Here is a 24,114-nt window from a genome sequence, read left to right as displayed (position 1 = left end):
GTTGCGTACCCTTCGAGCCTGTCTCGTCAGCCCATCGGAGCAGCTGATGGTGTTTGCACTGCGGTTCAACAAACCTGGTCGTATCCAGCTGTTGGCAAGGGGGCTGTCGCCGATTCAGCCGAGGCGCCCTCGACAGAGCAGACGGCAGGACCGAGCAGAACCTCGCGAATGCAATTCCCTGCGACCGCAAAAGCCAAAATCACAACCAGGTCCTCAACCTCGCGCTGAGTGAAGTTGTCGTACAGCCGCCGAAAGAGTTCATCATCCTGTTCGAGAGCAATATGGTCGTCCACGAATCGCGCGCCGAACTCGATGGCGAGTCGTTCGCGGTCGGTGTAGCCCGCCCACGTTTGGTAGTTCGGGATTTGGTCGTACCATTCCTCAGACATCACTTCGTCTGAGAAACCGGGTAGATCGCGGCCCGCGCGGAAGCTCGCGCACGCGTTGCAATCGACCCGATACGCGAGGTAGTAACGCATCGCCTCGCGTTCCTGGGGAGTGACGGTGGAGTCATTGGCGAACATTACCTGGTGCGTCGACTGCAGCAGGCCTCGTAACTTTGGCGATGCGATTTGGCTCCATATGTAAACCATCGGCTCTTGGTCGGCCGGGATATCGATGCGCATGTTTGCGTCCTCACAAGTACGGTCGATCCCAAGCAGCGGGCGCAGATGCCGAGATTTGAGTTCGGCGCACTCGCCGAGCCAAGCCCTGCTATCGCCCACGCCCTCGGGCGGATCGCAGTCGTTGGCTTGCCGTTGTTAGCCCTACCTGCGATCGTGGACGAGCCCGAGAACTCAAAAGCTAGCCGGTATGAATGCCATTGGACTCAGTACCTGTACGTATCTCCTATCGATCCTGCGTCGGCCGGTTGCGAGGGCAAACATGTCAGGGCGAATGCGCGGTGTAGCGCTCCGATCTCAGACAACGAAATCGTATCGATCGAGAGGATCCGCGCTTCACGTCTGTGCGCCATAGCTGTGGCGATCTCGGCGCTGAGGCGCATGTGTCACAAATGAATTCGTTGCGGTCTGCATATCGCGTGTAGTAGTGCCGCCACATTCTCGGCGGGCCCGATAGCGCGGGCACGTCCACTATTCATTCGAGTATTCGCGGGCGCTCGTCGTTGGCAAGCAGCGAGAACGACTCGTTGATGCAGGATCGGCGTTCGGCGAGCGTCCGGAAGCCCTGTCTCCCAAAGGAAATCATTGGTTCGTCCCGCACTAGTGGGAGGAGACCCAGACTGGTAGCGGAAATAACCAGTACCATTCGTACCCGGCTGGGCCGATGCCAAAAGGGTTGGGCGGGGCTGTAATGAGATGGCTGTAACGAGGACAGATCCGACCAGTCCTGAGTCCGGAGTGGTCGTCAGTAAATTTGGGTCGGCCGGCCACGCGACCGTGTGGTCAACTTGCCCGCGCCCATGTAACCCCAAGGAGGAAATAGATGGCGCGGGTCGATCTCTGGGTGGAGTGGGACGTTCAGGAAAACGCGGCGGAACAGTTCGACCAGCTGATAGAGGAGATCATCGACTGCGTTCGCGCCGAAGAGCCGAACGCATACTCTTTTTGGGGCTATCGCCACCCCGATGGCCTCATCTACCACCTCTTCGAGGGATTCGACAGCTTTGAGTCAGCGCGTTCGCACCTTCGTGGAGAGATCGGACCCGTCAAGAAATATGTTCCCTTGCAGAACAAGATCGCAAAGCTGACTAGCATCGCGATTCACGGTGACCTCACCGCCGAGCAGTCCGCAGAGCTGACAGGCCTGCTAGGGGGCACTTACTACGCCACGATCGCTGGCTTTCACCGATGAGCCCGACGCGAGAGACAGCGCGCTACCGAAATCGGTGGTAGATGATGCATCCCTGTAAGGCCAACGCTGCGCCATCCCCACACGCATCGCGGCAGCAACCGAATTGCCGTGAAGGTATGATTCTCGTTGGCGCACAAGGCGGGTCGCCTGTCGGTTTCTGTTGGGGACGCGCTGCCCAAGGTGCCGCAGTCTAAGGCGGCGCAGCGGCCCGTGCCTGACGACGCTGCGGCCGATGCCCGCGCCGGGCTCGCGTCGCGTCCGGTCGCCGAGGCGAGGTTACGGTGCGCCGAAGCCGGCCAGGCGCGTCTGCGCGATGTGTTCACCGGCGCAGAGCATTACGTCGCAGTCGACGATGACGAAATCCGTGCCGTAGCGGCCTGCACGCGATGGAGGGCCACAGAATGACAATCCAACGCATCCAATCGGCCCACAGGGCGGAGATTGATGAGCTTAACGACGCCATAATCGCCGATGACGACCGTGGCCGTAACGGGTGCGGCGACGTGATTTGGGTATCCGAGCAACGGCCTGTCGAAGCTGTGATGAGCTGGCTTAGCGACATCGCCTGAAAGCCCAGCAAAGTCAATGAGGTGCCGAGCCGATTCTGCTTGTGCACCGAGGCTTTTGATTTATCGGCGACCATGGGCCGGTCCCGATTGGAAAGCGAAGACGCACGCCCGCCCTGCCCCGACACCCACAGTTTAGGAAGCGGAGACTCTCTCCGCGCGAGCGTGGGGCGTTGTTAGCTGGTGTTCGACCATATGGCGACCGATTTTCCCTTTGTGCGCAATTACCCAAGATCTACCAATCATGGTGAGCACTCAGTGCCCTTGGGCGGCGGCCAACCGGCGCGCGAACTCCGGCGACAGGACCGAGGCGGCCTGCGGTCCCAGTTCGGTGTCGACCGCGATCCGGTGCTGATCGGTATCGACGACTCCGGGGTTGGCAGTTGCCCGCATGGAAGCCTTGGTTGCCAGCACAACATCACGAGGCGCGGCCGCAGGGCCGGCCGCCAACGTACGCGCGGCGGCGACGGGATCGTCGGCCACCGTGAGCGCAAGGCCGTAGCGCACCGCGGCTTCGGCGTCGAAGCGCATGCCGAACAGCAGTGATGCCCGCGCCACTTGCGGCCCGACCGCGCGCTGCAGCATCCACGTTGCGCCGCCACCGGGATGGACGCCCAGCTTCTGAAATCTCGGGTCGAACAGCGCAGCGGGGCCAGCGATCCGCACGTCGGCGGCCAACGCCAAGTTCAGTCCGGCGCCGACGGCCGCGCCGTTGACCGCTGCGATCGTGGGGAGCACCGAGTTGGCGACCGCAAGGAAACCGTCGTAGAACCCGCGCAATTCTTCCCCTGTCGATTCACCAAGGGCGGTGAGGTCGGCGCCGGCGCAGAACGCCTTACCGGCACCGGTGACGATGAGCGCGTGCACTTCAGCGTTGGCCTCGGCGGCGTCGACGGCACTGCGCAGGGCGACCGAGATCTCCTTGGTGACCGCGTTGCGATGGTCGGGGTCGTTGACGGTGATCAGCGCGACATGATCAACGACATCAATAAGAACGCGATCAGACACCGGCTTCGGCATGCTACGAACCTCCAGGGCACTCGATTTGAACAGCGTTAAGGCGCGTTTGGGCGCGATGCATGAGAGGTCACGCACCGCCTCGGGGATTACGTGTCAACGACGTAATTGCTTGCGGTAGTTGTCGATCTGCGGGAGGACATCAGCCCGGTACGTGGCGCACATGTCACTGTCGCTTCTCTCGGTGTGCGGCCGATTCCCGTCGGCGTATGGGTAATGGTCGTTGACCCCGTCCATCGGGGGCTCGAGATTAGGCGATCCGCCGCCGACCGTTGGCAGTTCTGCCAAGACGCCATGCATGGCATCAACGACGCGAACTGAGCTGACTCCGATTTGATACAACGCGCTCAACAGCGCCGACTGTCGGCGGTGAAGATATCCGCAAATGTAATCCCAGTTCAGATTGAATGTCTCCGAGCGGAAAGAGACGTAGATTTGCGGCTCACTGTCGAGTGGAGCACCAGCGATTTGACCGATATCAGCTACCGCGCGGAGCGTGATGGGTAGGCAGCCGTCGGTCTTTCCGGCCAGGAGGGCCGTAATCGTCACCAGGTGATCATCAAACCGGATCAGACGGGTCCGCTGCTCCGGGATGGGCATTGGAATGTCGAGACTCAGACGGGGTGCGCGGATGCTGTACAAGTCATCGATACCGATGGCCGGCAGGTGCTTTTCGACTGCGAATCGATGGAGTTCGGCACCGGCCATGCCGTCCACACCGGGTGGCTCCTGGACAATCGTCGCCAGGACGGCACCCGGCGCAAGCTCTGCTTGTGCGACGAGGTAGCAAGCGGCCTCAGCGAAACTGTAGCCGCGGGGTGGACGATCGAGGTCGGCATTAAGGGGAACAATGTGGCCGGGGCGTGCAAAGGATGTCGCGCACGCGGTTGGCTCGGACAACAGGCGGATGGTGGTGGCCCGGTCGGCAGCCGAAATCCCGGTGCTGATTCCGGCTGCCGCATCCACCGATACGCACTGTTCGGTGGCTCCGATGCCTGCGCCTTGTTGCCGGCCCAGCTCTAGTGCGTTGCACCGCTCTTGGGGTAGTGCAACCTGAAGGAAGCCCGACGAGTGGCGAATGATGAAGGCTGCAGCGCGAGTCGAGGTATACATCGCGGCCTGGACGATGTCGCCTCGGCTCGGACAAGCATAGGTGTCCATAAGAACCACCGGCTTACCCGTCCGGAGGCTCTCGACTGCGCAACGTACCCGATTGGCTGCGACAGGGTCACGGGTTGGCAAACCCAGTCGAGATGAAGCTGACGCGGAGGCCACTGACTCGATACTGACAGTCATCGGAACAACTTTCGGTTCCTGATGCTGTGACCGGTTAACTGCTGGTCGGCCCACGACCTGTCGCTGCCCGGGCAATCACACGGCCTTGGAAGCTTAAGCGGGCTTTCACAGCTTCTATTAGATGTCGCTGCCCACGTAATGCTCGCCGGTGCCGCAGCCCACAGGCTCGGGCGAGGCGACTTGCCGCGGCCACCGTCGATACGCGACATGGTGGCCTTGTGCGATGCCGAGCGGGCCATGGGGGAGCACCAACATTGCCTCGTGGGTGACGCGGCCGCGGCGAAACAACCTGATCTCCTAGGGCGTACGGGCACAGTCACTGAAACCCATGGTTGTCGTTGATTCGCCATCGTCACGCCATATTTACCCAGACGGCCTTGGTATTGAGGTATTCGTCAAGCGACTGGACACCAAGCTCGTTGCCCCATCCGCTCATCTTGTAACCGCCGAAGGGCACGGCCGGGTCGAACTGTAGGTAGGTGTTGACCCACACCACACCTGTTCGAATAGCGTGAGCGACCCTGTGGGCTCGGCCGAGATCCCTCGTCCAGACACCCCCGGCCAGCCCAAATTCGCTCCGGTTGGCGCGGGCGATCACCTCGTCGGTGTCGTCGAACGGCAGCACTGAGGCGACCGGACCAAATATCTCCTCACGTGCGACTTGCATGTCGTCGCGGACGTCGGCCAGCACGGTCGGGCGAATGAAGTACCCATTGGCTAAGTCGCCCTCGGTCACGCGCTCGCCACCGGCAATTGCCCGGGCGCCGTCGCGGTGTCCGCTGTCCACGTAATGCATTACGCGCGAAAGCTGTTGCGCGGAGACAACCGGGCCGATCTTGGTCGAAGGATCAAGGCTGTCGCCGACAGTCAAGGCATTGGCGATGCTGCCAAGCCCCTCGATCACTTCCTCGTAAATGGAGCGCTCGACAAACACTCGTGTTCCCGCGCAACACGATTGACCGGTGTTGTGGAACACCGCAGCGGCCGCCATGGGAATGGCGGTGGCTAGATTGCCGTCGGCAAAGATGATGTTGGCCGACTTCCCCCCGAGCTCTAGACTCAGCCGCTTGAGGTTTCCCGCCGCTGCACGCACAATCGACTGGCCGGTCGTGGTAGATCCGGTGAACGCAATCTTGTCCACGCCGGGATGCGCGCAAAGGGCGACGCCGGCGTCCGGCCCCGCCCCGGTCAGCAGGTTGAACACTCCGTCGGGCAGTCCAATTTCTTGTACCAGCTCGGCAAGTCGGATCACCGAAAGCGATCCGGGTTCTGCCGGCTTCAAAATCATGGTGCAACCTGTCGCCAACACCGGCGCGAGCTTCCAGACCGCGGCGTGAACCGGTCCATTCCATGGGATGATCGAGCCAACGACTCCGACCGGCTCGCGCAATGTGTAGCTGAACATGTTGCCCGCGGCCGAGTTTGGGATCGTTGTGCCCTCGAGCTTCGTGGCCGAACCAGCGTAGTAACGCAGGAACTCCGCAGCCAGTCCCAGCCCCGCTCCTGGAGTCGAGGTAATGGGACTGCCCATGTCCACTGATTCCAGGTAGTGCAGTTCCTCCGCGTGCGCGGCCACAAGGTCGGCCAGTTTTAACAGTGCATTCTGGCGCTGGTTGGGCCGAAAGGAGCTCCATGGCCCCTCGTAAGCCCGTCGGGCGGCCTCGACGGCGCGGTCGACATCGACCAGACCGCCGTCGGCCACCTGGGCTATCGACTTGCCGGTGGAGGGATCTATGCTCTCAAACGTCGCCTCATTGGCTGCGTTCGTCCATTTGCCATCAATGAACAGTCGCTTGGGGCCCTCGTCGAGAAATTTCTGGGTCGCAACAGGTGTACGAGTCCGGTGTGTTTGGGCGGTCATCTTTGACGCGTCCCCTTTCTCCTAGCTCGGAGGTTCCAGGTTGGGCATTAGTCCACAAGGACTGCAGGGCCGCACCTATCTGGTCGCGGCAACGGGCACAATTAGGGAAGCTCCTGGGCGGCAGGGACCACCTCGCGCGCGAATAACCCAAGACTGCTTCGCGCTTCCTCGTAGGGCATAGAGCCATACCTGGCGACGACGATGATCTCGGCTGGCGCAACGGCCAACGCCGACTCAATCTTCTGGATACGTTCGATGCATTGGTCGGGTGTGCCCCAGATGTGGTTTTGGAAGAACATATCCGCGAAATGCGCTGCGCCGACGTTCGAGTCGGCCATCGCAGAAGCATGTGCCGCGTAGTGCTCGTAGCCTTTTAGCGTCGCGAAGTGATTTGCACCGAGCTCATATTGGCGCAGGGTGCTGTCGGCGTACTCCAGGTAGTACTTGCGGGCACCGGCTTCGGCCGCCTCGGCCGTCGGTGCGCAATACATGTAGACCATGATTCTGGGTCGAGCCGGAGGCAGATCGAGACCCTGGCGGGCTTCGTCGAAGATCTCCATCTCGGGGCTGTACTCGGCCCACTCCTTTTGGGGAATGATGATCGGTTTGAGCCCCAGGTTTGCTGCAATCGGCACCGACTGCGGGCTCCCCCAGGCGCAGTGCATGTTTTCGACAATACGAGTGTCGGAAGGGTAGGGCCTCAGTGACGTTTCTGGCACCTTGTTGAACTCGCCGTCGTAGGAGAATGACGGTTGTGTCGTTGCCAACTTGATGATCTCGACAGCCTCTTGGAAGCGGCCTCGAGTCTCGTTCATGTCGACACCAAAGCCTCCGAACTCGCGGCGTCCGAGCCCTCGGCCCACACCCAGCATCAGGTTTCGTTCAGTGCCAAGCAGATGCTGCAGCATCACCGCGTCCTCGGCCACCCGAATGGGGTTGTGCCACGGCAGCACGACCACACATGTACCGAGGTCGATGCGCTCGGTGCGGCCGGCGAAGTAAGCCAGGATCTGAAGCGGATTGGTGATCATCGTGTAAGGCGCGAAGTGGTGCTCCACGGACCACAGCGAGTCGAATCCAAGAGCCTCGACTTCGTCAGCGAGGCGAAAGTCGTCATCGAGCACGCTGCCATCTGGCACCACGGGTAGCGGCTCCGCAGACTCATGGCGTTCGGCCGCCTCGAAGCGAGGCCAGTCACCGTAATTCTGAGGAAAAAGGCTGACACCAACGCGCATTCTGCTCGCACTCCTTGACTGCCACGGCTAGGGCCCGAGTGGCTCTTGCTCATGTGATCGGGCTCACGCCCTTCCGTATCACCATAGCCAGCGCGGAAGCCAAATTCAACACTCTGTCTAACTTTGGTCGGTCGGCGACAAGTTCATTCTGGCGATCGTGGTGTGGTGGTCGGCGACCTCAATCCCCAAGCGGTCCGCCCCGAACAGGACCTCCATCGATAGCGCAACGTTGGACATTAGGGACCGAGTAGCTCTCCAGCTTTCTTTGTCACCGCGACGATGGCCGGTCCAACCATGATCCCCAATCTGCATCGCTATGAACAGGCACAACGCTGTCGTTGCGGTCACATTGGCGCTGCTGACCGGGAAGAATGCCGTTCGGGTGTTAAGCGCAGCCGAACGCCTGCGCACCCTCTGCGCGCTCCTCCATGGACGGACTGGTGCGTGACTACCCTGAGTGTGGGCCGGTGATCGTGAACCGCGTTCGTAGGGCGAACACCCGCGGTTGCTCACGTAGGTCTCGGAGGGGAATGAAAGACACTATGTCTAATTTACAACTTTTCTGACATCTCCATGCGCGAGCACACGCGCGCCCAACGATGATCGCGGAACGGTCCGCCCTATAGCTAGGACCTGGGGCGCAGCTGTGTCCACCAGCAATCGGCCAGGACGTCCAAGGCCATCCGACGCTCAGCGGCGGTCAATAGTGGCTGGTGGAAGAATTGAAGCTGTCCGACGAACAGACCGAGCCGAGTGAACGACTCATACTTGCGCCCCGGGGTCCACTGACGCACAAACCAGGGCATGACGTCAAGACACTTAGAGATGGTGTCACGCCAGACTCCCGTTGACATGATCGGATTGACCGCCTCCGCGTCGCGCCATAAGTTCTGCGCGCCGTGGTGAGTTTCCGCCCAATCGGCGTGATCGTCGAGCCAGGTTCGAAAACGATCACGCGAGCCTCGCGCCAGCACCTCGTCAAGCTCGTGGAAGCGATGCGTTACCTCTGCGACGACGTCCTCGGCAACCGCAACGTAAAGATCCTGCTTGCTGCTGAAGTACAGATAGAACGTCGCACGGCTGACGCCAGCTGCGTTGACGATGTCGGCCGTGGTCGCCGCTTCATAACCCAGATCGCGGAACACGTCGCGAGCGGCGGTTAACAGCTTCGCCCGGGTGGAACTCCTGCGGGCGCCCAGTTGCTCGGCCCGGGCATCCTCGATTCGCCTCATTGCTAAGGAATCTATCCGGAAAGGCCCGATGTCGATGGGGTCGGGGTTTACCGCCACGGCGAACACCTCATCGCCGCGTCGGCGTCGCGCGGGCCCATTGCCCGAACGTCGAGTAGGCCTGCGGATCTCGTCCGGCCAGACGAGCGTTCGCAAAGGAGTCAACTAACCGTTGAGCCAGGTCTGTGTCGCAGTCACCAAGAACCGCATCATGCCGTGATTACAGTAGATGCTGTTGTCTGGCATCGTTGCGCACATTGATTCGTTGTAGTTCACGTAACTGTGCGGCGGCAGGACTTGCGTCGCTCGTCCGGAAGGGAACTGGACAGCTGCCGGCCAGCCGTAATGCACCACCCGATCTCCGTTGTACCAGGCGATATTTCGGGTCCCCGGGGGTGCGCCTGGAATGTCGCCACTGCAGCCGAAGCCTCCCTTATAGAAAATGCCGCAGTTCAGTCCGGTGGGCGTCAGGAACCACACGCCGGGCTGGTCGGCAACAAAGAATCGATCAGGTGGGACGCTGTCGTACGTACTCAGAACGTACTGGTTGTCCGGGTACGGGGTGGGCGCAGGCGTGTACGTCGGTTCTGCACGCCCCACCGGGGCGCCGACCAACGCCGAGCCGATGAGTAACGTTGCGGTCGCCCGCAACCATCGGCGGATCGCGGTACTCAGATGCATATGGGTCGTCGCCTCCATTGATTCGTGCGTGTCATTCGTGCGTCCGCGCTCCAAGCGCGGGCGCACGGTCGTGGTGCCACCGCGGGGGCTGACAATCCTGAATTTGTGCGCGCCACAGTGTTCAATTCCACAGCGGAAAGTTGGGGGGCGCTCCCGCGGTGAACGGCGTATTCCCATAACAGGTCGCGTCGCCGATATCGAGCGTGCTCTCGCACAGGACTTTCCCACGAACAGAGATGCGCAGCGTGACCCATTTAAATTCCCCGGCATAGGGTCGCCAGTCGGCGCGCAATTCGGCCCCGTCTCGCGACGGAAGAACTGCTTTGACCACGGTGACATCGGTTCGCCATGGCAGCGGCACGCCCTGGAATGCTTTTCTCGTAGAATGGTCGAAGTACTCGATGTTTACTACCGGGATGGATTCGGAAACGATCTCGTAGGTCACGCTATCGTCAGCGTTCGCCACTGGGGCCAACATAGTCGCGGCAACGGCGATGATCAGCGAAACTGTCATGATGTGGATTCGATTCATGAGTCCGTCCAGGTTGCCGAGCAGGGGAGCGCCCAGCGGCCGACAATGTCGGGCCGAGCCGGGCTGGGCCGTGAATTGGCCCGGCCGGTGGGTAAATTGTGTGTCACAGCACTCCGATCGCGTCGACCGTATTTAGGGTCCGGCCAATACGGCGACGGTCAACATGTATTCACTCGTGGCGTTGCGCAAAAAGCTCACCCCGTAATCGGTGTAGGAGCAGTCGGGAAGCGCATCATAGCCTTCCAACAACGCCCCCTTAATTGCCTCGGCCTCCGTGTGGCCCGCACCTTGCAGTATCACGGCCTTACGGCCGCCGTAGCCGAGATCCTTGAGTACCGGTAATGGGTCGAGCACTGGCAACGCGCGTGCGTTGTGATCGAGGTATGTATCGGTCGAGCGATTGACGATCGTGGCCGTTTGCTCCGCAGCTGGGTTTGACCGTAATGGCCCACACGACCCCGAGCGGGCCGATAACACCGCGTTCCTTAAGTTGTCTGCCGAATCTGCGGCCGCCGAGGGTGGCAGCCAGACGCTGGCGCCGACAACCGTCACGGCCATCACCGCCGATGCCCCGCGTTGTCGGCGGCGGCGCAATGGTGGTCGCTCTGTTTTGCGGCCGACCAGATCGCCGGTTGACCGTCTGAGCAGCGCCGCCTCAGTGTGCATTCGTCGCATCCCCTCTAGTCGCACACATGCGAATGCTGGATGTCACTGCCCCACCGCTTTGCCGTTTGCACCGATGGTCCGGTGAACCAGTCCGGCTGATGGGCCCCGACGCCGTTACGCACATTGGATAGCTGCTCCCAGAGCTTGTAAAAGGCGTCGGCTTTATAGAGCGGGAAGTAGCTATCGCCCACATAGTCTTGACTGCGCGACAGCGACTGGACGCGCGGAGCGAGGAAGGCGAGCGACTGATCGATATTTGCCAGGACGATATCCGCTTGCTGTTGAACACCGTTGATGCTGTAGTCCCAATCAACTCCGTTGTCACCATTAACGCTGTTGGTGCCAACATCACCAATGCGGTTGAATTGCAACCTGTCGATCTGCCGATACAGCGTATTGTATTGAGCCGTGTACCACTGGCACATTTCGCGTTCGGCGTTGATGTCCGCATCGGTGACATTGCCTCTGGTGGAGTCGTAAGGAAAAGGAAATTTTGGAACCCAGGTCGAGGGCGTCGGGGTGAACACCGGTAAAGGCCGAATGAGGTCGCTATCAGAAGCGGGTTCAGCGAACGCCGTCGGCCCACTCAGGACCCCCGCCGCCATGCCGACCGTGGTGAGCGCAACCATCAGCGCGGCGGTAGCAGTGCCGCCGGGGCGGAGCTTCTTGCGACGACCCAAGATCTTGAGAATCACGGCCCCTTCGTTTCTTTGAGCATTAGCCGATCTATTTATGCTCGACGACCGCGCCAATCCCGCCAACGTCGGTGATCTGCCAATTCTTATTACTGTCGATGGTGACGCTGTATGTTGCCGTGGATTGCAGCGGTTCAGGGGCTTGCACGGTTTTTGTCTGAACGCTGACAAAGCAGTCGACGGTGAAAACTCCGCCCGTAGTCGAATGAACTTTTGCGACGAGCGGTTGCGTCGTCGAAGTCCATTGCAGAGGGGTGAGGATCTGTTCCAGGGATTTCGCCGCGTCGGTCAGCTTCGCGTTGAGTTCCGGGCTGGTCCCCGCCACCAGCTTGGCCTTCCAGGCATTGAGATCCTGAAAATTCATCGCCGCCGCGGCCACCGCGTAGTCAAGCGCGATCTTCTCGGCGTGAGTCCTATTATCCGATTCGCGAGCCTGAGCATCGAGCTTGTGCTGCGCCCCGATATATAGCCAGGCCAACGTGGCGACCGCCCCGACTAGAATGGCTATCAATGTAGCGAGGCTCAAGCTGCGAAATCCGATGGAGATCGACAGCCGCCGCCCAGTGACTGCCGTGTCGGCTGTCGAATCTTTCACCGGCGCTTCGGGTTTAACCCGAACCGTGTCCGAATCGCCGTCCTGCGGCCCGGACGGATCCGTTTCGGCGGAAGCTGGTTCCAAGGTGTCAGTAGTCGTGTCAGTCATTGTTGTACCTTTCTCGTTCGCGTGTCCCGAGGCAACCGAATACCTAGTTCCCGGCGGTGGCGACATGGAGCGTGATGGTGCCGTCGGGCGGCACCGTGGCGAGCAGGTTTTCTAAGAGTTGACCGGTGTCTAGGTTCATCAGCGCCCCGGTGATGCCTGTCATACCCGGTCGAAACGCCTCGAACAACACCTTGAGGTCACCGCCCCGTACGTCAAGAAACTTCTGTATTCGTTCGATAAGATGGCGAAGGTTAATAAGTGTTCGCGGTGCACCGCGAGCAATGATCTCCGAATAGGCGCCAAACACCCCTTGAAAATCTTTGCCACCCCGGTAGATATAGGGTGCAAGGCCGGCGAGTATCGGACCAACCCATTCGCTGTGGTGCAGCAGCGTTTGAAAGTTATCAAGCAGTTGACGTGCGCGTCCATTCATGCTCATTGCGGTGTTTCTCAGCAGTGTGCTGGCGTGCGACAGGTTCGGTAGGACGGCGACGGGGCTTGGCAATGCAACATCACCCTCATCGACGATGCGGTCCAGCGCGCCGGGGTCCAGTTGATTGAGAACGCGCACGACACTCGTCGCCAACTCGGAGATCGACGCGGGCTGAAATATCGCGTCGGTCGCGATGTGCTGGCCGTTATGGAATACCGGTCCGCCCTCACTGCGCGGTACCAGGCCGACGTAGGTTTCACCGAGCGCCGACAAATTCTCCAGTCGCACCTCGCTGTCGACTGGAACGCGATAGCGGTCATCGATGTAAAAGCCGATAGATGCGCCCCCGACCGACGTTGCGATATTGCTGATCTTGCCGACCGGCACCCCCCGCAGCAGGACGTTCGCTCCCACCACGAGACCATTGACATCAGGTACTTCCATTGACAGATTCGTGCGCTGATCAGGTGGCTTTACCCGGACGCCGAGCGATCCAAGGTAACCAAGCCCGAGCACAATCATCGCCGCAAAGGCGAGAAATGACGCGACGTCACGTACTTTCACGGGGTGGCTCCCAGAATCCGTAACACATCTTGGACATTGCCCGACAATTCTCGCCCGTCCGGTCCGATGATGGAGGTGATATTGATCGCCGGATGCTTGTCTTGCGGGAGGAAGTACTCGCGTAATAGGCGCGGCAATTCTCGTATCTCATCATCGACAGCCCACTTCGACCGTTGGAGCGCGCTCGCGGCGTCTGCTGCCGACATCAGAAACGGAACAAGCCAGAATCCGTTTGTGTAGGTGGTGCCGATTGACGGAACCGTTTTACCTGTGTCACGCGAGGCCAAAGTCGTGCGCTCAAACCCGAGCATGCCTTCCGGTGAAAAATAGTGCTGAAACGACGGAATTCTGCTGTACAAGACATCACCGGTCTGGGACGCGCCGTTAAGCAAGTGGTCGACCACATCGATATTATTGGATAAATCCGAGAGATCGGCAGAAACCAGGGAGGCGATTTTGCGTACCTTATCACCGGGTGGCGTCACTCGATTGAGGCCGACAATCGTATTCTGTATACGCTGAATGGACCCACTGGAGATGAAATTGGCCGCGTAAGCGATGGTGTCTTCCAGCTGTGGGGGAGAGGTGGTTTGGGCCAGGGCTATCCGAGCGCCCGGACCCAACGGGTGGGCCACGACATCAGTGGTCTGCGGGCGGTCGAGAGCGACGTAGATGTCACCTAGTACCGTCGCTTGCTGCAGAACGGCGTGGACGTTGGACGGCACCACCACATCGCGGTCGATACGCGCCGTGACATCGACGTGGTTGCTCCGAAGCGTCACCGCAGTGACACTTCCGACCGTCCGTTGATCCAGCATCACGTTGGCGCGATCGGGCAGGTTGAGCACACTAGCGAATTCCATGACGATGTCGTATCCGCCGCTATGGGAATTGCCGGGCAGCGGCAGCGCATTGACATTGAGCGACGCGCACGACGAGAGCGCGAGCGCGGTGGCGGCGGCCAGGTACCCCACCCGGCGCGTCATCGCTTCGCCGCCTGCGTCAGTACGTACTGCAGGAGCGCAGCATCAACCGCGTACGGCGTACCGGCGACGTCTGCGCAGCTGCCGGGCAACGACGCGTTCATCATGTTGCACAGGGCCAGGTTGTTAGGCGTGCGGATGCGATAGAGGGGCGGTCGCCATCTGAGTGTGGCGAATTGATGCCGATTGACATAGTTGACGATCGGGTTGATCCACCACGGATAGATACCCCAATAAAGAAACGACGCTAGCCACGGAGCGTGTGCGCTCGCCTTCCGCAATGCGATCGACACTTCGTCGAGCGTTTGCTGGACCTCGCTACCCAGGTTGCTCTCCACATCCGAAGCCAAGTTGATCAGCGGGAGGATGCCGTTAAATATCAGGACGGCACCGTCTAGCGCATCGATCACATCCGGTATCGTCTGGGGAAGGTCGTGCAGCAAATCCTTGAGCGGCCCCCTGATCTTTGCGATCGTCGAGGTCAACAGCTCAAGGTTGGTGATGATCGAGCCGATGTCGCCGATCGCTTGGTCGGGCGCGTCAAGCAGCGCCGATGTCGTGGTCAGAAGGTGATTGACGCGCGATCCGGTGTTGCGGGTGGCCAAGTCAAGCCCCCGTACGACATCGCCGAGATTGCTCGACCCGTTCGGATTGATCGAGTTCACGAAATTGGTTGCCGACCCGATGATCTCGGACAAGCTCTTCGACGTCGACGATCTGCTCAGCGGAATGCACCCGCCGACGGGCAGCCGGGAACCGGAATGAAAATTCCCGACAAGTTCGAGCGAACGGTCGGCGAGGATCGACCCCGACCTGGTGACGGCTTTAACATTGTCGGGCAGCGACCGCGGCTCGGTCACGGTGAAATCCACTCGGACGTCGCGCATCGCGGGGGTGATCGCGGAGACTTTGCCGATCGGATAGCCCATCTGGGTGACCGAGTTGCCAACATAGAGACCGACAGAGTCGGGCATGATCGCGCAGTAGCTGGCGTGCTGCACCCGGCTGATCGGCGCGCACGAGCCGCATAGGACGACCGCAGTCGCCGCGCTGACTGAAACTGCGGTCGCCCGGAAGAATGCGCGGTATCGGCGTGATGCGGCCATCAGCATGGGCTCCCCGGCACGGGAATGCACAGGTCGGTGGCCAACAGTTCTGGCCTGGCATTCTGTTCGTCCAGCATTCGGCTCGTCTTGTCCTGCAGTCGGTGCAGGAGGCGAAGAGTGACACCATTGCGGTCTATCCACAACCGCGCCTCTTGTTGCCATCGGCGGACCGTTTCGAGGAAACGATCACGATGGTTGATATAAAAGTCGCCGACCGGTTTGACCGCGTCGAGCACTTTACCAATCCCTAACAATGAGGCGCCGAAGCCCTTGCTGTATAGGACGAGAGTCTGCTGCACGACTGCCGCCTTGCGGACAAATCTGACGAGGTCATCCCGATAGTTGGCCAGACCGTTGAGATATTCGTCGGAAAGATTCAGGATCGCGGAGAGTTGTCCCCGCTGCTTGTCTACTGTCGACATGAGGGTATTGCCCGCGTCAATCACCGCGGAGAGCGACTCCACATTTTTACCTGTCAGCCCCTCTTGTATTTGGTTGAGTGATTCGTTGATCGACGTTGTGGCGACATCGTCGGTGATTTTCGTCGAATCAGCCAGCGCGCGGACCAGGCTGTAGGGCATGGTCACCCGCGCCACCGGAATAGGCGTAGCGCCAAGCGGCTTGGTCCCGAGGGAAACGAGATTCACGTAGTAACCGCCGACCACGGTGAGCATGCGGACTTGTACCTGCGACTGATCGCCGACAAAGGCTGTGCCCTCGACGTGTGCCTGCACCCGCACCCGATCCGATTCCAAGGCCAGGTCTTTTACCGCGCCAACCGAGATACCCGCAATCCGCACCTCATCGCCGGGACGGATGGACGCCGAGTCGTCGGTATAGAAAGTGACTAATTTCTGCCCCGGGGGAGACACATAGAAATACGCGGCCACTAACGCGAGTACGGTAACTAATGCAAGCGCCCCGGTACCCCAGAGAATCGGGTTTCGCCGCAGCTTCAATTGTTGCATAGCATCACCCGTTGCCCATTCAAAAACACATCCAATGTCGTCGGCAGCTGGGCACGACCATGAGAGCACGGCGCGGGCGTTCCATCCGGAGCCGGTGATGGAATATTCTCCCACATGACCGGTATCAGTTTGAATGCGTCTATTGCATTGTCGAGGTTGGTGAACGCACGATCTAGGGCCGTATCAGGATTAATTCCAGGCTTGATCCCCAAACTATCTATAAGTCGCAACGTCGGTTGGAGGAAGCCGGGACCGTAGAGTTGGGACTTCCTGAATTCATCAAGCGCCTCGAGTGCACCATCAAGCGGTCTTTCCGCCCACTTTAGTAACTGGATAAACTTTGGCGAATCGCCGCTTATAGCGTCGGCGAGTGCTGCAAGATTGCGCATCAGAGTTGCCACGACTTGCTGGCGGTCCGACACGAACTCGGTGAGCTTGCGCAGGCTGTCCAGCATCGTTCCCAGGCCGGCCCCGTCGCCGGACAAAAATGATGCCGCATTCGCGGTAAAGGTGTTGATCTCGTCGGGATTCAGTGTCGCGATCACGGGCTGCAGGCCGTTGAACAGCGCGGTGATGTCAAAGGACGACTGTGTCATGGCGGTTGGCACCTTCGTGACGAGATCGGCTGCCGAATATTTCTCCGCTGGGTTCACCACCTCCAGGTAGCGCACACCCGTCAGAGCCTGGTACTTGATGGCAAGGCGCGAGGCTGACACGATGCCCTGTCCAGTATCAAGAGTGAATCCGACCACGGCTACGCTTTGCCCACTCTGTCGCGACAAATCGATAGATGTCACCTTCCCAACACGAACACCACGGACACGCACATCAGCGTCCATATGCAGTCCGGATGCATCCGTAAACGCCGCGGTGTAAGAACGCATATTCGTGGTTACCGGCTGGGTAATGACGTTGGAGACCAGGACAATCAGAAAGATCGTCACGATGACGCTGATCCCAAGGCGCCATAACGCTGCTATCGGCTTCATTGTCGGGCCGCCATGATGCCAAGCGGCGCAGCAACGCCAGGAAGGCTGTCCAAGACGACTCGAACCCGCAGCGCACGTTGCTCGGGAGTTCCTTCGAAACCCCTCTCGAACCGGGTGCGTAGTTCCACCAGTGTGTAGGCGAGGTCATCTGGCCTGAGCAAATTGGGCACGACATCGACGAGCATCTTGGTCACCTCGATCGCGGGCAGCTCATCATCGATGTGGCTTCCCTCCAACCTGCCGGCAGTACCGAACAGGCCATTATTCGACTCATCGAAGAAGGCAAGGTACCTCTCGTACATGGCTTGAGAGAGGCCGCCGAAAGAAGGGTTTGAGGAAATCAAGCGGTCGGCGGCGTCCAGCGCCGAATCAGTCAGTGCCGGAAATGCGACGCTAATCCCTGCCGAATTGCGCAAGAGTTTCTCTGTCGAGATTGATTGCACGTCGGCGACCGTGTTGCTAGCGACCAGTAGCGTCTCGATCAGCGGAGTCAGTCCGTCGGTGTATCGGGTGGCGCGATCGATCACCTCGACCACCTTGGGCGACACGATGCTCGAGGACACCTCGCCAAGACGAGACAGCAGCGTCTGCAAAGAGAAGTTGCCACCGGGCACCGTACTGATTTGAGTCCCGTCGCGCAGCGCCTGGCCACCCGGACGACCGATGATGTTGACACCGGTCACGCCGAAATAATTGACAGGCCGGAAATCGATCTTCATGGTGTCGGTGAGGCCCGTCACTGGCCCCTTCTGCAGGTCGGTAACCAGCCGAACACCACCACCGCGCAAACTAGATATGTCGGTGACCTCGCCCACCGGAACGCCGTGCAGCACCACTGGCGTTCCCGCTTTGACGCCTTGGGCGGCGTACGGAGTGTCGATCGTTACCGAAATCTGGTCATGTGGTTTGCCGTGAAATGGCTGGAACACAACAGCGAGAGCGGCAAGGACGATGCAGAACACCACGCCAATGCCGATGATCGTGAGCGTCCGCTCCTCAGATTCCGCTGATCGTTGCAATAACATAAACGGCCGTTCTAGCCGCGACAGCCGAAAGCGGGCTGCACGCGCCTCAGCATCCGTGTGTTGTGGCCGGAACCATCGCCCAGCGACACGTCACCAGATTCTTCTGTCAATTCAGCCTCACCTGTCACTTAACCCCTCGCGGATCACTCCGGTTACTTCGGCTGGCACGTCGGTATGGGCCGGCACTGTTATGGCTTGGCGGCAATTATTCGCCGCTGTGCGGGCACCACGGCAACCCAAATAAGTTCAGATGGTGAGAAAGTGGGCGGAATGCCTGGCCCGCGTGTCGTAAATCCATCACTTACGACCGTTGCGGCTGAGCGCCCGGGTACGGACACCAAACACGCGAATTTTGCGCTGGCCGTGGGGTTTACCCCTCGACCGGTGACTTTCGACGTCGGACGTGAGAGCGTCGACCAAGTCGAAATGGACAGCGCATCGCGGCGTCGACCGCTGAGCACCCGCCCGACTCAACATGATTCGGCGTCGCAGCCCTCTTAGGCCTGCAACACGACGCCGTCGCCATCACCCACGCCTCGATCATCGGACGTCCCAATCCCCAGCGTGTAACCAGATCGGCGACATGCTCACCGCCAAGCGGGCACCACCTTCGGGCGGCAGCCGTTGAATGCTGCCGCGCCTCCCGATCTCGCCACCAACCGCACCGCCCCAAAACCTGGTTATAAACCAGCAGCGCCCTGGAACGGGTTCGCCCGTGGCGTGGCCGAAGGATGCATGCGCTGGCGACGACGTTTTGACGCACGCCTGACCGCAGGTGGCACAACTACTGCCACTCAACGGCGTGGATTGACCGCTCCGACGCGGGCTAGCCTCCGATGTAGCTCACCGTCAACTCCCCGGAGGGAGAACCGCATGTACAGCGCTTGGGGGACAAAGCAGTCCACCGAAACCCTCGCCGAATTGAATTTCAGCGACACCGGTGCGTGGCCAGTCCGTATGGGAGATATGGCCAACACGTCGGTCAAGCTCGGTCACGACACCTGCGGGCCCATCATCGGTCCGGTGGCGTGCCTGCCAGGCACGATCCCGCCGCCGGCGATGGCGCACGGCCACGCCAGCGACAACTTCCGGATCATCTTGCGCGGCACGTTCAAGATGGGTCCCGAGACATACGATCCCGGCGAGTTCCGATTCCAACAGGGTTGGAAGCCCTATCCGGGCGAGGACGTCCTCGGCGACGACGGTCTATGGATGGCTGTCTTCGTAGCCGACCGGCGTGGGATGCGGGCCAGGTACGTCAAAGAGCCCCCGCCGGACAGCCCAGAGGCGCAGCTGGAGGTCGAAACACACCGCTACTTCGCGAGGCTCTACGAGCTCAAGGGCGGCGACATATGGTTTCCGGACGACCCCCAAGACACGGCAGGACCGTCGGCGCTCGCATGCAGCCTGGGGTCGACAAGAAGCGGAAAGCTGAACGGGTCGTTCGCCGACGCCGACTCGTGGACACCGTTGCACGCCGGCACGCGGGCAGTGGTGTCAGTCCTTGGGCACCCAGTGTGCGGTCCGGTCCTCATCCTCTCGGCGACCGAGCCGAACGGCGTGGTCACCCCTCGGTGCCGCTTCGAGACCGAGGTGTTCCGTTTGATCGTGGCCGGTACCTGTGAGATCGGCGGGCGGCCATACGAGAAGGGTGACATGCGTGTTGACCGTGCCGGCGAATGGCTGGGTCCCGTCGTCGCCGGCCCAGATGGAATGCAGCAGGTCTTCGTCATCGGTGATCGCCGCCACGCCACGCCAACGATGGAGTCGACTGCCGACGAGTTCACCCCCGGTGGGCTCATCGAGGACCTGCTCGATGAGCTGAACACCCGACCCACGGCCAAACCGGCGGCGGTGTAGGCATAAGCCGACGGCCTTTGGTCGATGGCTGGTCATCGACCCCTGGAATCCCGTGACTGACATGGAGAGCGGGCGCGTTCGCCCCCGATTTTGCAGTAGATCGGTCATGAGAGGGTCATGACCGACGCAGCCCTCGTGCTGGTCATGTTAGGGCGTCATTAGAGTGTTGAGTGCAACCGAAGAGGCGGACATCTGGGCCGAGGTCCTGGCCGGTATCGACGCCGTCCAGACCGATGTGTTCGTGCATGGGACTGCCAGAGGACGTCGGCCGCCCCGCTTGGTGCCCTTAGTGAGCCGGTGGCGCCGCGCAAGGCCAAAGGGAACCGGTGGCAGCCGCAATCGGCCGCGCACGTCGTCCTTACTCCCAGCTAGCAACCATGGCGAGCAAGATGTGGCCTTGCGCCCAAGACTTGCCGCCGACACCGAACCGGACCACGGGCCTGCCCGCTCCAGCCCTTGGCTGGCCCAACGTCGATCACCACCCCGATGACAGCGGCCCGACCAATATTTGGCGACAGGACCAGCGTAGGCATTCGGTATGCGGCCGGCATCGCATCTGCGCAGTTAGTCGGCGCGATCGACGTCATCATTGTCGTCATCTCGCTCCGCGGTCGGACCGTGGCCCAGGTGGCCCCTTTGTTCACGGAGCGCAACCTGATCACGATGGCCGTCCTCGTCGCCCTTGGGACTGCCGCGGCCTCAGTCGTAGGCGTGGTCAACCTCGCGCCGTCGCTTCGCTGGTTCAGCACAGGTGAAAAGCCCGATCCCGAACAATGGCGCCTGGCTATGACGACGACGATCCGCCAGTCCGCGATCCTCTTGGCGACATGGCTGTTCGGCGGCGCCGTCTTCACCCTGCTCAACCTTGACCTGGGAATACAAGGGGCGGTTTTGATCAGCTTCGCGGGGATCTTTGGCGGCGGAGCATCGGCGTGCGCCGGCCTCTTGCTCACTCAGCGCACCCTTCGGCCGCTCGCCGCCGCCGCTCAGTCCGACGACCACCGTGCCCGCAAAATATCTCCCGGCCTGAATACCCGACTGCTGATCATGTGGATGCTATGCGGCGCACTTCCCTGTGCGGGAATCATGGCGCTGATGCTCACTCGATCGAACGGCTGGATCCTTGACAGTGCCGCATCGGCGGAAATCCCAATGCTGGCTTTCTCCCTAGCAGCGCTCCCCATTGGACTGCGCGCGGTCGTTCTCGTGTCACGGTCGATACGCGACCCGGTACAAGACGTTATCAAGGCGATGTCGCAGTTGGAACACGGACAAATCGACGCCACGGTCGAGGTGTACGACCGGGCCGAAATCGGGCAACTTCAAAGCGGATTTAACAGAATGGCGAACGGACTCAGGGAACGCGACCATCTGCGCGACCTGTTCGGCCGCTACGTCGGCAAGGACGTCGCGCGCCGGGCCGTAACCGAACAGGAATGGCCGTCAGGCGACGTCCGGGAGGTGGCCATCCTGTTCATCGACTTGATCGGCTCGACCGAGCTGGCTGCGAAGCGGCCACCCCAAGAGGTTGCAGAGGTGCTCAATGCCTTCTTCCGGATCGTTGTCGCCGCCGTCGATCAACGCCAAGGACTGATCAACAAATTCCAGGGCGACGCCGCGTTAGCGGTGTTCGGTGCGCCCCTGCAAACACCCGGATCAGCGTCGGCCGCACTGTCGACAGCGCGTGCTCTCGGCGTCGCGTTGCGTCAGCTACCTGAGGTCGACTTCGGCATCGGTGTATCAGCCGGCCCGGTGTTCGCAGGCAACGTGGGAGCCGAAAGTCGCTATGAGTACACCGTGATTGGCGATGCGGTAAACGAAGCCTCCCGGCTGGCAGATCATGCCAAGACAGCTAAAGGGAGGGTTCTCTGCTCCCGGGCGGTCTTCACCTGCGCCGAGTCAGTAGAACGTCAGCACTGGGTGTCGTGCGGTTCCACGCTACTGCGCGGCCGTTTCGCGGCTACCGCGATTCTGGCCCCCGCCGATGATACGGGATCGCTCTAACCCGTTCCCCTAGAGCGGGTTTCATCTACTAGCAGGGGCGCCGGCTCCGCGATGAGCCGCCCTTTGCCGCCCTCCTTCGAATGAGCCTGGGCCATTCGGCCCTAAACGGCACCATAGCCGGCGGGCATCGCCGAGACACGCCTTCAGCCTCTCGACCGCGGCCATCGATGCCACGGACTGAAACACGGTCTTCATTCCTGAAACTGAATCCCGCTGTGGCACTGGACGATAGGAAGACCGGAGACCTCGACGGTGCCCCTTTTCTGTTCGCCCGATTAAATCTGGCGCCCCACATTCTCCCAGTACGGCGCGCGAAGCTTTCTCTTAAAGATCTTGCCCGAGTCCTCGCGCGGCAGGTCACGCTCGAACCTGATCAGCTTTGGGACCTTGTAGGCAGCGATGCGCTCGCGCAGCCAGGCGCGCATGGCCTCGGCGGTCAGTTCGACACCCTCCTGCGGCTCGACATAGGCCGCCACGGACTCGCCGAACTCCTCGTCGGGAATGCCGAACACGGCGCAATCCTGCACGCCCGGCATACCGATCAGCACCGACTCGATCTCGGCCGGATAGATGTTTACGCCGCCGGAGATCACCATATCGCGGGCACGGTCGCACAGAAACAGGTAGCCGTCCGTATCGAGGTAACCTATTTCGCCGCAGGAGATCAGGCCGTCGCGATCGATTTCGCGGCGTTTGTCGTCCATGCCGTGGTACGTGAAGTTGGGGTAGCCGTTGATCTTGATGCACACCTCGCCGATCTCGCCTGGCGCCAACCCATTGCCCGCCGCATCGCAGATCTTCACCACGGCACCCTCGATCGGCCGCCCGACCGTGCCCGGTTTGCGCAGCGCCTCCGCCGACGTATGGAACACCGCGGCGCCACTTTCCGTGCAGCCGTAGTACTCGTTGATCACTGGGCCCCACCACTCGATCATCTGCTGCTTCACCGTCAGCGCACAGGGTGCGGCAGCGTGCGTCACGAATCTCAGCGAGGACAGATCGTACTTGGTGCGCACCGCTGCCGGCAGCTTCAACAACCGCACGAACATGGTGGGGACCACGTGCAGATGCGTGATGCGGTGCAACTGGATCAGCCGCAAGAGATCCTCGGCATCGAATCGCGGCTGCAGCACCACGAGCCCGCCGCTGCGTGCCGCCGAAAGCGCATAAGTGTTGGGCGCCGAGTGATACATCGGGCCGGTGATGACTGTGCGGATAGCCTCGCCAGGTTCTATGCCGTAAACGTGCGACACCACCTCGGCCATCCGCGCCTGCAGGGCCGGCGTCGGCGGCTCGCGCCGCACCCCCTTGGGCCGGCCTGTGGTACCCGAGGTATAGATCATGGTGGACCGTGCCAGCGGCGGCCCGGTCCAGGGTTCCTGCTGGGCCACCCAGGAGCGCCACTGGACCGCCTCCATCGACGGAACGCTGGACTTAGCCGTGATGCCATACGCGTCACGGATCTCCGGAGGCGTAGGTACTACGAAGACGCTGACACCGGCCGGGATGCCGTCTTCCACCTGGGGCAGCAGGTCGGCGTGCACCAACACGGCCCGCGCACCGCAGTCCCGGATGATATAGCCGGCCTCATCCGCGGTGAAGTGCCAGTTCACCGGTACGGTGTAGGCGCCTATCATCCCGGCCCCCATAGCGGCTTCAAAGAAGGCAAAGTCGTTGCGCAGGATCAGGGCAACCGCGCCGTTCGCACCGATGCCGAGCGAAGCGAACCCGGACGCTGCTCGTGCCGCGCGCTTAAACAGTACGGACTGCGCCATTGCCCGCGCGCCGCTGAGCATCAGCCCGTCCATCAGCGCTCCTCTGCTCCTCTGGCGTTCTCCCGCCAAATCGGACCACCCGCCTGATGAAGGGCACAAGAGTAGAAGTAC

The 24,114-nt window shown here is 61.1% G+C and carries 22 protein-coding genes; 4 read left to right on the top strand and 18 right to left on the bottom strand.

The genetic code is table 11. The annotated features are described in order from the left end of the window. Positions 1–65: 65 nt before the first annotated feature. Complete coding sequence (locus tag ACZY0B_RS11495; RefSeq protein WP_463764227.1) at positions 66–626, bottom strand: carboxymuconolactone decarboxylase family protein; 561 nt, start codon at positions 624–626, stop codon at positions 66–68. 820 nt (positions 627–1,446) lie between these two features. On the opposite strand from ACZY0B_RS11495, the gene ACZY0B_RS11490 reads away from it, so the two are divergent. Further along, positions 1,447–1,815 carry a hypothetical protein gene (locus tag ACZY0B_RS11490; protein ID WP_463764226.1) on the top strand — a complete coding sequence of 123 codons (369 nt, stop codon included), beginning with the start codon at positions 1,447–1,449 and terminating at the stop codon, positions 1,813–1,815. A gap of 210 nt (positions 1,816–2,025) precedes the next feature. Further along, positions 2,026–2,220 carry a hypothetical protein gene (locus ACZY0B_RS11485; protein WP_463764225.1) on the top strand — a complete coding sequence of 65 codons (195 nt, stop codon included), beginning with the start codon at positions 2,026–2,028 and terminating at the stop codon, positions 2,218–2,220. A gap of 416 nt (positions 2,221–2,636) precedes the next feature. On the opposite strand, the gene ACZY0B_RS11480 is transcribed toward ACZY0B_RS11485, so the two are convergent. From ACZY0B_RS11480 to ACZY0B_RS11405, 16 genes are all read right to left on the bottom strand, one after another. Continuing rightward, positions 2,637–3,389 (bottom strand): enoyl-CoA hydratase, encoded by a 753-nt coding sequence (locus ACZY0B_RS11480; RefSeq protein WP_463764315.1) that lies wholly within the window; start codon positions 3,387–3,389, stop codon positions 2,637–2,639. 105 nt (positions 3,390–3,494) lie between these two features. Beyond that, positions 3,495–4,673: a 3,4-dihydroxy-2-butanone-4-phosphate synthase gene (locus tag ACZY0B_RS11475; RefSeq protein ID WP_463764224.1), complete on the bottom strand. Its 1,179-nt coding sequence runs from the start codon at positions 4,671–4,673 to the stop codon at positions 3,495–3,497. A gap of 373 nt (positions 4,674–5,046) precedes the next feature. Beyond that, positions 5,047–6,555, bottom strand: a complete 1,509-nt coding sequence (locus tag ACZY0B_RS11470) for an aldehyde dehydrogenase family protein (protein WP_463764223.1) — start codon at positions 6,553–6,555, stop codon at positions 5,047–5,049. Positions 6,556–6,656: 101 nt separating this feature from the next. Then, positions 6,657–7,790: an LLM class flavin-dependent oxidoreductase gene (locus ACZY0B_RS11465; protein WP_463764222.1), complete on the bottom strand. Its 1,134-nt coding sequence runs from the start codon at positions 7,788–7,790 to the stop codon at positions 6,657–6,659. A gap of 626 nt (positions 7,791–8,416) precedes the next feature. Further along, positions 8,417–9,088: a TetR/AcrR family transcriptional regulator gene (locus ACZY0B_RS11460; RefSeq protein WP_463764221.1), complete on the bottom strand. Its 672-nt coding sequence runs from the start codon at positions 9,086–9,088 to the stop codon at positions 8,417–8,419. Positions 9,089–9,184: 96 nt separating this feature from the next. After that, positions 9,185–9,700 (bottom strand): hypothetical protein, encoded by a 516-nt coding sequence (locus ACZY0B_RS11455; RefSeq protein WP_463764220.1) that lies wholly within the window; start codon positions 9,698–9,700, stop codon positions 9,185–9,187. A gap of 121 nt (positions 9,701–9,821) precedes the next feature. Further along, positions 9,822–10,214: a hypothetical protein gene (locus ACZY0B_RS11450; RefSeq protein ID WP_463764219.1), complete on the bottom strand. Its 393-nt coding sequence runs from the start codon at positions 10,212–10,214 to the stop codon at positions 9,822–9,824. 150 nt (positions 10,215–10,364) lie between these two features. Then, entirely contained in the window at positions 10,365–10,790 is a 426-nt protein-coding gene (locus tag ACZY0B_RS11445; protein WP_463764314.1) for a hypothetical protein, read from the bottom strand. Positions 10,791–10,912: 122 nt separating this feature from the next. Continuing rightward, positions 10,913–11,527, bottom strand: a complete 615-nt coding sequence (locus tag ACZY0B_RS11440; RefSeq protein WP_463764313.1) for a hypothetical protein — start codon at positions 11,525–11,527, stop codon at positions 10,913–10,915. A gap of 97 nt (positions 11,528–11,624) precedes the next feature. Next, positions 11,625–12,296: a hypothetical protein gene (locus ACZY0B_RS11435; RefSeq protein WP_463764218.1), complete on the bottom strand. Its 672-nt coding sequence runs from the start codon at positions 12,294–12,296 to the stop codon at positions 11,625–11,627. A 43-nt stretch (positions 12,297–12,339) separates the two neighbouring features. Next, positions 12,340–13,293, bottom strand: coding sequence for an MlaD family protein (locus tag ACZY0B_RS11430; protein WP_463764217.1), 954 nt, complete (start codon positions 13,291–13,293; stop codon positions 12,340–12,342). After that, positions 13,290–14,279, bottom strand: a complete 990-nt coding sequence (locus tag ACZY0B_RS11425) for an MlaD family protein (protein WP_463764216.1) — start codon at positions 14,277–14,279, stop codon at positions 13,290–13,292. The genes ACZY0B_RS11430 and ACZY0B_RS11425 overlap by 4 nt, the downstream gene beginning before the upstream one ends. Continuing rightward, positions 14,276–15,382 carry an MlaD family protein gene (locus ACZY0B_RS11420; RefSeq protein ID WP_463764215.1) on the bottom strand — a complete coding sequence of 369 codons (1,107 nt, stop codon included), beginning with the start codon at positions 15,380–15,382 and terminating at the stop codon, positions 14,276–14,278. Before ACZY0B_RS11420 ends, ACZY0B_RS11425 begins: the two co-directional genes overlap by 4 nt. Beyond that, positions 15,382–16,350, bottom strand: coding sequence for an MlaD family protein (locus ACZY0B_RS11415; RefSeq protein ID WP_463764214.1), 969 nt, complete (start codon positions 16,348–16,350; stop codon positions 15,382–15,384). The genes ACZY0B_RS11420 and ACZY0B_RS11415 overlap by 1 nt, the downstream gene beginning before the upstream one ends. Continuing rightward, positions 16,338–17,339 carry an MlaD family protein gene (locus ACZY0B_RS11410; RefSeq protein ID WP_463764213.1) on the bottom strand — a complete coding sequence of 334 codons (1,002 nt, stop codon included), beginning with the start codon at positions 17,337–17,339 and terminating at the stop codon, positions 16,338–16,340. Before ACZY0B_RS11410 ends, ACZY0B_RS11415 begins: the two co-directional genes overlap by 13 nt. Then, a complete protein-coding gene (locus ACZY0B_RS11405; RefSeq protein WP_463764212.1) occupies positions 17,336–18,304 on the bottom strand; it encodes an MlaD family protein in 969 nt (322 codons plus the stop codon). The genes ACZY0B_RS11410 and ACZY0B_RS11405 overlap by 4 nt, the downstream gene beginning before the upstream one ends. A 933-nt stretch (positions 18,305–19,237) precedes the next feature. On the opposite strand from ACZY0B_RS11405, the gene ACZY0B_RS11400 reads away from it, so the two are divergent. After that, positions 19,238–20,224, top strand: a complete 987-nt coding sequence (locus ACZY0B_RS11400; protein ID WP_463764211.1) for a hypothetical protein — start codon at positions 19,238–19,240, stop codon at positions 20,222–20,224. Positions 20,225–20,710: 486 nt separating this feature from the next. Beyond that, the gene (locus tag ACZY0B_RS11395) at positions 20,711–22,228 is read left to right on the top strand and encodes an adenylate/guanylate cyclase domain-containing protein (protein ID WP_463764210.1); all 1,518 of its coding nucleotides are present in this window, start codon (positions 20,711–20,713) and stop codon (positions 22,226–22,228) included. A gap of 275 nt (positions 22,229–22,503) precedes the next feature. Here ACZY0B_RS11395 and ACZY0B_RS11390 read toward each other — a convergent pair whose 3' ends face one another. Further along, a complete protein-coding gene (locus ACZY0B_RS11390) occupies positions 22,504–24,036 on the bottom strand; it encodes an acyl-CoA synthetase (protein WP_463764209.1) in 1,533 nt (510 codons plus the stop codon). Between the last annotated feature and the right edge of the window lie 78 nt (positions 24,037–24,114).

This window comes from Mycobacterium sp. IDUB_19, assembly GCF_055419445.1.
This window is presented reverse-complemented; position numbering and strand designations above follow the sequence as displayed.

Excerpts from the sequence above, each read along its gene's own strand:
- ACZY0B_RS11495 (WP_463764227.1), bottom strand. The coding sequence starts at position 626 with ATGCGCATCGATATCCCGGCCGACCAAGAGCCGATGGTTTACATATGG.
- ACZY0B_RS11490 (WP_463764226.1), top strand. The coding sequence starts at position 1,447 with ATGGCGCGGGTCGATCTCTGGGTGGAGTGGGACGTTCAGGAAAACGCG.
- ACZY0B_RS11470 (WP_463764223.1), bottom strand. The coding sequence starts at position 6,555 with ATGACCGCCCAAACACACCGGACTCGTACACCTGTTGCGACCCAGAAA.
- ACZY0B_RS11465 (WP_463764222.1), bottom strand. The coding sequence starts at position 7,790 with ATGCGCGTTGGTGTCAGCCTTTTTCCTCAGAATTACGGTGACTGGCCT.
- ACZY0B_RS11455 (WP_463764220.1), bottom strand. The coding sequence starts at position 9,700 with ATGCATCTGAGTACCGCGATCCGCCGATGGTTGCGGGCGACCGCAACG.
- ACZY0B_RS11450 (WP_463764219.1), bottom strand. The coding sequence starts at position 10,214 with ATGACAGTTTCGCTGATCATCGCCGTTGCCGCGACTATGTTGGCCCCA.
- ACZY0B_RS11445 (WP_463764314.1), bottom strand. The coding sequence starts at position 10,790 with ATGGCCGTGACGGTTGTCGGCGCCAGCGTCTGGCTGCCACCCTCGGCG.
- ACZY0B_RS11440 (WP_463764313.1), bottom strand. The coding sequence starts at position 11,527 with ATGGTTGCGCTCACCACGGTCGGCATGGCGGCGGGGGTCCTGAGTGGG.
- ACZY0B_RS11435 (WP_463764218.1), bottom strand. The coding sequence starts at position 12,296 with ATGACTGACACGACTACTGACACCTTGGAACCAGCTTCCGCCGAAACG.
- ACZY0B_RS11425 (WP_463764216.1), bottom strand. The coding sequence starts at position 14,279 with ATGACGCGCCGGGTGGGGTACCTGGCCGCCGCCACCGCGCTCGCGCTC.
- ACZY0B_RS11420 (WP_463764215.1), bottom strand. The coding sequence starts at position 15,382 with ATGGCCGCATCACGCCGATACCGCGCATTCTTCCGGGCGACCGCAGTT.
- ACZY0B_RS11415 (WP_463764214.1), bottom strand. The coding sequence starts at position 16,350 with ATGCAACAATTGAAGCTGCGGCGAAACCCGATTCTCTGGGGTACCGGG.
- ACZY0B_RS11410 (WP_463764213.1), bottom strand. The coding sequence starts at position 17,339 with ATGAAGCCGATAGCAGCGTTATGGCGCCTTGGGATCAGCGTCATCGTG.
- ACZY0B_RS11400 (WP_463764211.1), top strand. The coding sequence starts at position 19,238 with ATGTACAGCGCTTGGGGGACAAAGCAGTCCACCGAAACCCTCGCCGAA.
- ACZY0B_RS11395 (WP_463764210.1), top strand. The coding sequence starts at position 20,711 with ATGACAGCGGCCCGACCAATATTTGGCGACAGGACCAGCGTAGGCATT.
- ACZY0B_RS11390 (WP_463764209.1), bottom strand. The coding sequence starts at position 24,036 with ATGGACGGGCTGATGCTCAGCGGCGCGCGGGCAATGGCGCAGTCCGTA.